Source organism: Streptomyces sp. NPDC127084, assembly GCF_042724175.1.
GTDB lineage: Bacteria > Actinomycetota > Actinomycetes > Streptomycetales > Streptomycetaceae > Streptomyces.
Genome location: NZ_JBHXFA010000243.1, coordinates 1 through 6896 on the forward strand (window position 1 = coordinate 1; position 6896 = coordinate 6896).

Annotated in this window: 5 protein-coding genes and 3 pseudogenes; 4 read left to right on the plus strand and 4 right to left on the minus strand. The window is 66.0% G+C overall.

Annotated elements, in window-relative coordinates:
• Positions 1-41: 41 nt before the first annotated feature.
• The gene (locus ACFWI9_RS32030; RefSeq protein ID WP_387168139.1) at positions 42-428 is read right to left on the minus strand and encodes a transposase; all 387 of its coding nucleotides are present in this window, start codon (positions 426-428) and stop codon (positions 42-44) included.
• Between the two features lie 421 nt (positions 429-849).
• Between ACFWI9_RS32030 and ACFWI9_RS32035 the strand changes: the two genes are divergently transcribed.
• The 4 genes and pseudogenes from ACFWI9_RS32035 to ACFWI9_RS32050 form a co-directional block, all read left to right on the plus strand.
• Positions 850-2556, plus strand: coding sequence for a diguanylate cyclase domain-containing protein (locus ACFWI9_RS32035; RefSeq protein WP_387168142.1), 1707 nt, complete (start codon positions 850-852; stop codon positions 2554-2556).
• Between the two features lie 116 nt (positions 2557-2672).
• Positions 2673-3158 (plus strand): annotated as a pseudogene (locus ACFWI9_RS32040) (transposase); the annotation flags it as partial.
• Positions 3097-3321: a transposase gene (locus ACFWI9_RS32045; RefSeq protein ID WP_387168145.1), complete on the plus strand. Its 225-nt coding sequence runs from the start codon at positions 3097-3099 to the stop codon at positions 3319-3321. The pseudogene ACFWI9_RS32040 and the gene ACFWI9_RS32045, both read left to right, overlap by 62 nt.
• Before the next feature lie 226 nt (positions 3322-3547).
• A pseudogene (locus tag ACFWI9_RS32050) lies at positions 3548-4096 on the plus strand (IS21 family transposase); the annotation flags it as partial.
• A 27-nt stretch (positions 4097-4123) separates the two neighbouring features.
• On the opposite strand, the gene istB reads toward ACFWI9_RS32050, so the two are convergent.
• The 3 genes and pseudogenes from istB to ACFWI9_RS32065 all read right to left on the minus strand — a co-directional run.
• Positions 4124-4897: an IS21-like element helper ATPase IstB gene (gene istB / locus ACFWI9_RS32055; protein ID WP_387168148.1), complete on the minus strand. Its 774-nt coding sequence runs from the start codon at positions 4895-4897 to the stop codon at positions 4124-4126.
• A pseudogene (istA, locus tag ACFWI9_RS32060) lies at positions 4894-6331 on the minus strand (IS21 family transposase). The gene istB and the pseudogene istA overlap by 4 nt, the downstream one beginning before the upstream one ends.
• A gap of 148 nt (positions 6332-6479) precedes the next feature.
• A partial coding sequence (locus ACFWI9_RS32065) for a transposase (RefSeq protein ID WP_387168151.1) occupies positions 6480-6896 on the minus strand: 417 nt, incomplete at its 5' end.

Sequence of the window (6896 nt, forward strand, 5' to 3'; positions counted from 1 at the left end):
AAGCGAACCCCGAACTCCTGACCGACAGCGATGCCCCCACGTCACACCATCGAGCGATGGCAAGACCGACGAAACGCCACATCCCGCACTCTCAGACCCAGCTCTGCGACCCTTGCCAGGGTCCACCGCTGGTCCTCACTCCAGCCGTGCGCTGCAGGGCCGGCCTCCAGCTCGGCCTGCAACCGTTCCGCCTGGGCATCGTTGAGCTGACACGCGAAGCCGCCAGGCCTCTTGAAGGCCAGGGCGGGCTTGCCGCCGTCGCGCCAGGCCGCGTGCCAGGCGTACGCTGACTTCCGCGATACCCGTAACCTGTGGGCCACCTCCGGCGGCCGCATCCCCTGCTCGCACATCTCCGCGGCCTGGAAGCGCACTGCCTCACGCTTCGCCCGCCCCGCAGCGGTCAGACCGCCGCCATCCGCGTACCTCATGAGGAGGATGTAGCACCGCCAACGCCTGCTGTCACCCCACCCCTTTCAACCTCAGCGTCACTATTTCAGGTGAAACCTTGCGATATGTGCAGGCGGCGCAGTAGATCATCCTATTCTCTCATCGCATTCGAGCGGTTCGGACAGTGTGGCTCTGCCTTTCTGGGGCTCGCACTCTGGGAGGGTTCTCGTGATGCAGGGATGTGTAAGTCAGGAGGTCGGCTCGTCACAAGACGAGGGAGGTGGCAGAGCACTGCAGGTGGGTGCTGCGGTGGTCGCTGCTCTAGGAGCGGGCATTGCCTCCGCCGTATTGCTCCCTGCAGGCGTAGGGGTACCCGCTGCACATGGGGCGGCCGCCTTTTCCCTCCTTGCACGTGCCCGTTGCGGCACGGGGAGACCGGCTGCGCGCCTCAGATTACTGGCTGTGTCTGTCACCGCAGGCGGTGTGCAGGACCTGGCGTTCCCTCGCCCGCCATCTCCCGAGGCGGGGGCGCCCCTGTTCTTGATGCCCGTCGTGGCGACCGCGGGGGTCGCCGTGTGTCTGCTCCTTGGTATCGCTCTCGTGGTGGCCGCGACGGCTCAGGGGCCGCCCCTGATCTGCATGCGGCGCTTCCTGGACGGATGGCTGATCGCGGGGTGCCTCTTCGTCTTGTGCTGGGTGCTCGTGTTGCAGCGCGCGGATCAAAGCGTTGGCGTCGCCCCAACGCTGCTTGCGTTGGCGCGCGTCGCGGCAGACCTCCTCGTCCTCGGCCTCCTGACCGCCTTGCGCTTCTGCGTGAAACGCAGCCAGCGCACAGCGGCCACACTGGGCGTCATTGCCCTCGTTGCGCTGTCCGCGGGGGACGTGATGCCCATCATCGATTCCACTCCCACCGTTGTGTCTGGGATCCCGCTCATGACGACCTGTTCGATGACTGGGGCATTCCTCATCTGTGCCGCACCGTGGCTGGCAGGAGGCGGCGCCGTCGTGGCAGTGGACCAGCGGATGATCCCTGTCACCGGGGTGGTGGCAGCGTTCGTTCCCATGATCGTCTGCCTGCTCGCCTTGACAGCTCATGCTCTGGCCGGGGGCTCCATCGATGTTGTGATGGTGGTTCTGGTCGGCTCGGTGCTTGTGTCGCTGGGTGTCCGGCAAGGTGTCATCCATGCCCGCCACCTCCGCCTCACCGTCGAAGCTGCGGCCCGCGAAGCGTGTTATCGCACCTTGGTTGATGGCACTCGCGACGTGATTACCATCGTCGGTCCGGACGGAGGGGTGCTCTTCGCGAGCCCGGCCGTGTATCACGTCCTGGGATTCCCTCCCAAGGAACTGGTAGGTGCTCGGCTGTCCCTCTACTGTCATCCAGACGACCTGCCGTCGCTGAGGCAAGCGGCTCTCGCAGTATGGCAGGACGCCCAGTCGGACGGGGGCTGCTCGGGTCGCAGGGTGTCCTGTCGAGTCCGCGACGCCTACGGGCGATGGCGTCACGTTGAATCCACGATCAGCCATCATCCTCAGGGCGTAGTCGTCAGCAGCCGCGATGTGACCGACCGGGTAACCCGTCGGCAGCAACTCGAGCACCTGGCCTTTCACGACGTTCTGACGGGCCTCCCCAACCGAGCGCTCTTCGCCGACCGAGTCGCCCAGGCCATGCGCAGGTGGACTGCCGCCACGGCCCCACCCGCAGTGTTGTTCGTGGACTTAGACGGCTTCAAAGCAGTCAACGATGCCGCAGGGCATGCAGCAGGTGATGACCTCCTCGTTCAGGCCGCGCGCCGACTCCCGACAACCGTGCGGGCGAGAGACACTGTTGCCCGGTTCGGCGGGGACGAGTTCGCAGTCTTATTGGAGGGAGGGGCGGGGCCCTACTCTGATGATGCGAGAGCTATCGCCGAAGGGCTGCTGGCTGCTTTGATGGAGCCATACCGCCTCGGTGCCAAGGAAGCCATGGTCTCGGCTTCGATCGGAATTGCTGTGGCCACCCCCGGTATCACCCCTGAGGAATTACTGCAGCACGCCGACCTGGCCATGTACGAAGCCAAAGCAGCAGGCAAGGGCTGTATTCGGATGCATGTCCCACCGACGTGCGGCAGCCTCGTCCCGTCAACCAAGGCTTGGCCGACCGGGCGCAGCAAGCAGATCCGAACCTAACGCGCTCGTGCACGGTAGGTGGGTCTGTAAAGATTTCGGCCCTGTCTCACATTTCGGTGGTGACAGGCGGGGGAGTGTCTAATCAACGGCGGATCCGATGATCAAGGAGACGCTTGATGAGCGAGGCCATCACCGAGGGATCGGCCGTGGAGAAGCCGGCCGTCGAGTCGACTGCGGAGGCGGTGTCGGACGAGCAATTGATCGCGATGCTGGTCGACCGTGCCCGGTCCGACGGGCTGCAGCTGACCGGGCAGGGCGGGCTGTTGCAGCAGCTGACGAAGCGGGTGCTGGAGTCCGCCCTGGAGTGCGAGATCACCGGTCATGTCGGCTATGACAAGCACAATGTGACGGGTAGGAACAGCGGTAACAGCCGTAATGGAACCCGTTCGAAAACCGTGCTGACGGATGTCGGACTGGTCGAGGTGAAGGTGCCCCGTGACACCGCTGGCAGCTTCGAGGCGCAGATCGTCCGCGAGCGTCAGCGGCGTCTGACCGGTGTCGACGAGATGGTGCTCTCGCTCTCCGCGAAGGGTTTGACTCATGGGGAGATATCGGCTCACCTGGCCGAGGTGTACGGCGCGAACGTGTCCAAGCAGACCATCCTTCCTCTCCTTCGACGTCGAGATCCGCAAGGTGATCTGTTCGACGAACGCGATTGAGAGCGTTAACGCTCGGATCCGAGCAATGCTCAGGACTTGTGGATCGGTTCCGGGATGGCATGCGAAGGGCGTACCTTCCCGAATGATTTGTAAGGTCTCCGAGTAGGCCCGCGTTGCAGCGCGGGTCGGGAAGGCGCGCCTGTGCTCAGCGTAGTCACCGACGGCGGCTCCACCCAGTCCGGCTCCCTGATCGACGAGATCGTGTGACGGCGGTCAGTAGATACTCCCTGTAGGCGGCCACTTAGCGCCCCACTCATGGCCCCGGGTTTCCCCACGGACGGCCAGATATCTCCCCGGAACTGGACTGATGTCGGTCGGCAAAGCTGGCCGGTGTGAAGAACAGCAGGGAGATCATGGAGATCCTGGAGGCATACGACCTCACGGGGAGTTACCGAGCGGCGGCTGAGCTGGCCGGCTGCGACCACCACACAGTGGCCCGGTATGTGCGGATGCGGGCCGAGGGCGCCAGCCCGACGGCCCGCCAGCACCGGGCCCGGCCGATCGACGAGTTCCTGGCGAAGATCGAGGAACTGGTGGTGAACTCCCACGGCCGGATTCGGGCGGATGTGGTGCACCGGCGGATCACGGCGATGGGCTTCACGGGTGGAGAACGAACGACGCGGCGGGTGGTCTCGGAGGTGAAAGCGAGTCTGCGGGCGGGATCGCGGCGGGTCTATCGGCCGTGGATCACCGAGCCGGGTCGGTGGCTGCAATGGGACTGGGGCCATGGTCCAAAGATCGGCGGGCGGCAGACGCAGTTGTGGTGCGCGTGGCTGGCCTGGTCCCGCTTTCGGATCGTCATTCCGGTGTTCGACAAGACGCTGCCGACGATCGTGGCCTGCCTCGATGCCCCGTGTCGGCGTTCACTACTGGGTGCTCCGGCAAGTACAGAGCTATGTGCACCAGTCTCAGGCTGCGTTGTCCTGGTCTCGCGCGATGGCAGCGAGTCGGTTCTTGAGCCTGTAGCTGGGGCCGTTGATGCTGATGACACCGCAGTGGTGCAGGAGGCGGTCGAGGATGGCGGTGGCCAAAACCTCGTCACCGAACACCTGTCCCCACTCACTGAAGGTCTTGTTCGAGGTAAGAATGATCGAGCCCTTTTCATACCGCTTTGATATGACCTGGAATACCAGGTCGGCCTCGGTGCGGGCCAGGGGCTGGTAGCCGACCTCGTCCAGGACGAGAACGCCGGACCGCAGATAGGTGCCGAGTTTGCTGGTCAGCCGTCCGGCGGCCTCGGCGGCAGTGAGGTTGCGGACCATATCGTCGAGGCTGGTGAAGTAGATCGAGTAGCCGGCTCGGCAGGCCGCGACCGCGAGAGCTACGGCGATATGCGTCTTACCGACCCCGGGCGGGCCGAGTAGGGCCGCGTTGGCCTTGGCGTCGATGAACGACAAGGTGGCGAGGTCTTTGACCTTGCGGGGGTCGAGGTCGGGCTGGAAGGAGAAGTCGTAGTCCTCAAGTGCCTTGTGGTGCGGCAGCCTTGAGGTCCGCAGCCCCTGGCGGAAGCGCCGGTCGTCGCGGACGGCAAGCTCTTCGGACAAGACCAGGTCGATAAAGTCGAGGTAGCCCATCTTGGCCTCGTCGGCCCGCTGCGCGTACTGGGTCAGAGCCTCGGCCAGGTGGGGCAGGCCCAGCTTGGCGGCCGTGCTGCGGATGCGGGTGGAGACCAACTCGCTCAAGAGGATTCCTCCGGGCTCGGATGGATGGTGAAGGGCCGGGTGCCGGTCAGCTCGTCATAGACCGACAGGGGCGGCGGCCGACCTCGACCTGGGTGGCCGCCGCCCGGTTCAGCAGAGCCATCAGCGGGCCCGATCCAGAGTCCCGGCTCTGGATCGGGCGGGGTGCGGGCAGGTCTCCGCCCGCTGTGACACGGCGGCCGGCGCCGGTGGGCAGGCCATCCCAGTGCCGCTCGTCCACGACGCGGGCGCCGCGGCCAACCGCCCGGGGATGGGCAGCCAGCAGGCTTCCTCCGTCCAGTCCGGGAGTGGTGGCGTGCAGCGTGATCTGGGATTTCGTGGCCCTGACCTCGACCAGCTGGCGCGGGCGGATGCGGAGGGCCGGGACCGAGTAGAGGTTCGCCTCGAAGGCGACCAGACAGTCCTTGCCGACATAGCGAAGGTGCCGCTGGGCAACGACATACGGAGTCTGCGGCAGGGGCCGCAGAGCCATGTGGTCACGGACCGCGCGAAGGCCGATGACCTCGCCGTGGGTGCCGTGGACCTTGGCCCGCCTCAGCGGGACCCAGGCGGTGAAGGCGGCGTTCATCTCCTCGACCGAGGAGAACGCCCGACCGGCCAGCACATGATCACGAACGATCAGCACCTGCCGCTCGACCCGCCCTTTCCCCGTGGGCCGGTAGGCGGCCAGAACGTCCGGGTCGAAGTCGTAGTGCCCGGCGAACGCGACCGCCTCCGGATGCAGCGGAACCGCCTCGCCCGGGGCGACGTGCCGACGTACCACGGTCTTGGTGCGGTCGTAGACGATCGACATCGGCACCCCGCCGAAGTGCGCGAACGCCTGGCGGTGGCAGTCGAAGAACGTGGCCAGGTCCTGACCAGTGGTGAAGCAGCAGAACGGATCACGAGAGTAGGACAAGGTCATGTGGAACGAGTAGACCTTCGGGATCCCGACGTGGGCGAGGATCTTGCCCTCATCACCCCAGTCCACTTGAGCCTGCGCCCCGGGGACCACCTCGAACCGGCGGTGCAGACCGGCCAGTTCACCTGGACTGATGCCCAGTTCCTCCGCGACCCGAGGCCGGGCTCTTGCAAGTACATCTTCACGCGCTGGTAGTTGATGGCAACCCCGTACTGAGCCACCAGACGCTCGTGGATCACCGCTCCCTTGAGCAGGATCTCCGCCCGCAGCATCGCGTCGATCAGCGGTGCGACATCGTCCACCACCCGCCGACGCGGCCGGTCGTTCGCCGCTCGCTCCGGCGGCGCGATCGAGGACTGGCCCGACAAGTACTTGGCGACCGTTCGCCGGTTCAGCCCGGTCTCCTTCGCGATCTCCCTCAGGCTCATCGCACCGGACTCATACAGCCCGCGAAACCGCCGCAACTCCAGCCAGCGATGCGGATCCAGGACCACCGTCCACCGCCTTCCGCCCATCCCGAACAGACGACAGCAGACTCCCCGCCCCCACCCCCCACCGCATCAACTTTGGTGCACTCTCATCCGTACGAGGTGGTGCGCGATCACGGCCCTGGCAAGATTTTCGTGAAGCGGGGGTGTGCCACCGTGCGCCGGTGACGCTCCGTCACGGGTAGCGGCGTCGAAGGTGGGCCATGAGGATGACGCGGTGGCGAAGCAGCGGAACTCCGGCGCGGCCTGCCGTGATTCTCTTCTGGAGCTTCAGGTCCGTGATGCGGCCTTCGTTGACACCTGAGTTGAACGGGGTGGTGATGCCCTGCACGACTGCGGGCTGGTCCTCGCGGATTGCCTTGACCAGTCCAGCCAATGCCGGGAGGCGGGAGGCCGCGAGGTGGTCAAGCCAGTCCGGCAGCGGGGCGGCGTCGCGGGCGTCGAGCATGGCCGCGAACTGCCGTACCAGGTCGTGGGTTCGGTCCAGCTCCGGGCAGTGCTCAAGCAACCGGCGGAGTGCCTCGGTGGCGTGCAGGCCACGCCGGGATGGTGTGGTGGTGATCCACCGGGCGACCTGGCGAGGCGAGGGTGG